This is a genomic window from Halobacteriovorax sp. DPLXC-1, assembly GCF_036903125.1.
GTDB lineage: Bacteria > Bdellovibrionota > Bacteriovoracia > Bacteriovoracales > Bacteriovoracaceae > Halobacteriovorax_A > Halobacteriovorax_A vibrionivorans.
Genome location: NZ_JAYMCO010000005.1, coordinates 1 through 3,267, shown reverse-complemented (window position 1 = coordinate 3,267; position 3,267 = coordinate 1). Strand labels below are relative to the sequence as shown.

General features: G+C 47.7%; 2 rRNA genes. Both read left to right on the top strand.

From position 1 onward, the window contains the following. Positions 1-95 precede the first annotated feature (95 nt). A 23S ribosomal RNA gene (locus tag VCM44_RS15095) occupies positions 96-3,020 on the top strand. A 110-nt stretch (positions 3,021-3,130) separates the two neighbouring features. Beyond that, positions 3,131-3,247 (top strand): 5S ribosomal RNA (gene rrf, locus VCM44_RS15090). Positions 3,248-3,267 lie beyond the last annotated feature (20 nt).

Here is a 3,267-nt window from a genome sequence, read left to right as displayed (position 1 = left end):
TATATTTAAATAACAGTATCAGATAGAAGACGAGAACTTAAAAGTAATACAAAACAAGACAAGTATATTGATTATACAAAACTTTTAGTTGGTTAGATAAAGCTACTAAGGGTATATGGTGGATATCTTGGCAGTAAGAGGCGATGAAAGACGTGTGTTAGAGTGCGATATGTATCGGCGAGCCCTCAAGCAGGCTTTGACCCGGTAATTTCTGAATGGGGGAACCCAGCTTATGGAGACATAAGTTACCGTTTGGTGAGTAAAGTAGCCATTCTGGAGCTAACCAGGGGAACTGAAACATCTAAGTACCCTGAGGAAGAGAAATCAATTGAGATTTCGCTAGTAGCGGCGAGCGAACGCGAAATAGCCCAAACCGTTAAGTTTACTTAGCGGGGTTGTAGGACTGCAATATGTAGCTTTGAGATTAGGAGAAGGGTCTGGGAAGTCCCGCCAAAGAGAGTGAAAGCCTCGTATCTGAAAGTTGATAAGCGCTAGCAGTATCCTGAGTAGGACGGAACACGTGAAATTTTGTCTGAATCTGGGAGGACCACCTTCCAAGGCTAAATACTACTTACTGACCGATAGTGAACAAGTACCGTGAGGGAAAGATGAAAAGAACCCCGATGAGGGGAGTGAAATAGAACTTGAAACCATATACTTACAATCGGTGGAAGTGCTATTGTAAGGCATGACCACGTACCTTTTGCATTATGAGCCATCGAGTTACGATTTGTAGCAAGGTTAAGCCGTTGCAGGTGTAGCCGTAGGGAAACCGAGTCTTAATAGGGCGTTTAGTTGCAGGTCGTAGACCCGAAACGGGATGAGCTATCCATGAGCAGGTTGAAGCGAGGGTAACACCTTGTGGAGGACCGAACCCATATAGGTTGAAAACTGTTGGGATGACTTGTGGATAGGGGTGAAAGGCCAATCAAATTCCGTGATAGCTGGTTCTCTTCGAAATGCATTTAGGTGCAGCGTCTGACGAATACTGACGGGGGTACAGCACTGAATTGGCTAGGGGGCTTACCAGCTTACCAAACCATATCAAACTCAGAATACCGTTAAGTAATATCAGGCAGTGAGACTACGGATGCTAAGGTCCGTTGTCGAAAGGGTAAGAGCCCTGACCATCAGCTAAGGTCCCTAAATCGTGTCTAAGTGGGAAAGGTTGTGGAACTACTGTGACATCCAGGAGGTTGGCTTAGAAGCAGCCACCCTTTAAAGAAAGCGTAATAGCTCACTGGACTAGTGGTTCTGCGCCGAAAATGTAACGGGGCTAAAGATACGTACCGAAGCTATGGAATGAACTTTGTTCATTGGTAGAAGAGCATTGTGTTTATCGATGAAGGCGTACCGCGAGGAGCGCTGGAGATCCCACAAGAGCTGATGATGGCATGAGTAGCGATAAGGAGTGTGAGAATCACTCCCGCCGAAAATCTAAGGGTTCCTGGGCCAGGTGACTCCGCCCAGGGTTAGTCGGATCCTAAGGTGAGGCCGAAAGGCGTAATCGATGGACAACAGGTTAATATTCCTGTACTTGGTTATATTCGTTTGACATGAGGAGTGACGGAGAAAGGTAGCAAATCCCACTGTTGGATGTGGGTTTAAGCGTGTAGGCTGAGATGTAGGCAAATCCGCATCTCGTGAAGGCTGAGGCGTGATGACGAGGGCTTGCCCGAAGTTTGTGATCCTCTGCTTCCCAGAAAAACTTCGTATGAAGAATGTAATCAATCCGTACCGTAAACCGACACAGGTAGATGAGGAGAGAATCCTCAGGCGCTTGGGAGAACTCTTGTTAAGGAACTCTGCAAATTGGAGCCGTAACTTCGGGATAAGGCTCGCCCCTGCTGGTGACATCGCTTGCCGATGTAGCTGACGGGGGCCGCAGTGAAAAGGGGGTAGCGACTGTTTATCAAAAACACAGGACTCTGCAAACACGCAAGTGGACGTATAGGGTCTGACGCCTGCCCGGTGCTCGAAGGTTAAGAGGAGAGGTTATCCTTTTGGAGAAGCTTTGAATCGAAGCCCGAGTAAACGGCGGCCGTAACTATAACGGTCCTAAGGTAGCGAAATTCCTAGTCGGGTAAGTTCCGACCTGCACGAATGGCGTAACGACTTCCCCACTGTCTCAACAAGAGGCCCAGCGAAATTGGAGTGCGCGTGAAGATACGCGCTACCCGCGGAAGGACGAAAAGACCCCGTGAACCTTTACTGTAGCTTGACATTGGCTTTTGAATAGTAATGCGTAGGATAGGTGGGAGCTGTTGATATGTGCGTTCCGGCGTACAAGAAGGCATCCTTGAAATACCACCCTTTGCTATTTGAAATCCTAACCTACCATCGTAATCCGGTGGGGGGACAATGTCTGGTGGGCAGTTTGACTGGGGCGGTCGCCTCCTAAAGAGTAACGGAGGCGCACAAAGGTTCCCTCAGGCCGCATGGAAACCGGCTGTAGAGTGTAAACGCATAAGGGAGCTTGACTGCAACACAAACAAGTGGAGCAGGGTCGAAAGACGGTGTTAGTGATCCGGTGGTTCCGAGTGGAAGGGCCATCGCTCAACGGATAAAAGGTACTCCGGGGATAACAGGCTGATCTCCCCCAAGAGTTCACATCGACGGGGAGGTTTGGCACCTCGATGTCGGCTCATCGCATCCTGGGGCTGGAGCAGGTCCCAAGGGTTAGACTGTTCGTCTATTAAAGCGGTACGCGAGCTGGGTTCAGAACGTCGTGAGACAGTTCGGTCTCTATCCTCCGTGGGCGCAAGAAATTTGAGTGAATCTGACCTTAGTACGAGAGGACCGGGTTGGACGAACCTATGGTGTATCGGTTGTGACGCCAGTTGCATTGCCGAGTAGCTAAGTTCGGAAGGGATAACCGCTGAAAGCATCTAAGTGGGAAGCCCATCACAAGATAAGATTTCTATAAGACAGCTTGTAGACTACGAGCTTGATAGGTCGCATGTGTAAGCGCAGTAATGTGTTGAGCTGAGCGATACTAATTAGTCTTTTTGCTTTATTTAACTTTTACTTTTAAGTTCACTTCTATTTGATATTGTTTTTTAAGTGTAAAAACTTTAAAAGACTTGAAAAAGTCTAGAGATTGAATTAAATATACCAAGAATTAAATTTTTGGTGTGTCGATAGCGGCGGGGAAACACCTGATACCATCCCGAACTCAGCAGTTAAGCCCGCTAGCGCCAAAGGTAGTGCCAGGGTAACTTGGTGTGAGACTAGGAAGATGCACCTTCTATATAAAAAGCCAGATCA